The organism is Pseudomonas sp. AC463 (assembly GCF_979253585.1).
Genome location: NZ_CEEDDZ010000299.1, coordinates 1 through 337, shown reverse-complemented (window position 1 = coordinate 337; position 337 = coordinate 1). Strand labels below are relative to the sequence as shown.

The 337-nt window shown below is 65.6% G+C and carries 1 protein-coding gene; it reads left to right on the top strand.

Going from position 1 to position 337, the window contains the following annotated elements:
* Nucleotides 1-337 (top strand): multicopper oxidase domain-containing protein (locus tag AC0IYH_RS30235; RefSeq protein ID WP_471837816.1); only part of this gene is annotated, 337 nt, incomplete at both ends.

Genomic DNA, 337 nt, shown 5'->3' with positions numbered 1-337 from the left:
CACCTACCGCGATCTGGTCGCGGTCGATCGTAATCCCGATCTGCGCGCGCCGTCGCGCGAGATGCAGATCCACCTGACGGGCAACATGGAGCGCTACATGTGGGCGCTCGACGGCGAGAAGCTGTCCGAGGTGAAAGCACCGATCCCGTTCCTTGCCGGCGAGCGCGTCCGCGTCACGCTGGTCAACGATACGATGATGGGCCACCCCATCCACCTGCACGGCCACTTCTTCGAGCTGGTGACGGGCCACGGCGCGTACAGCCCGAGGAAGCACACCGTCATGGTGCAGCCCGGGGGCAAGGTGAGTTGGGATGTGACCGCCAACGAGGGCGATTGG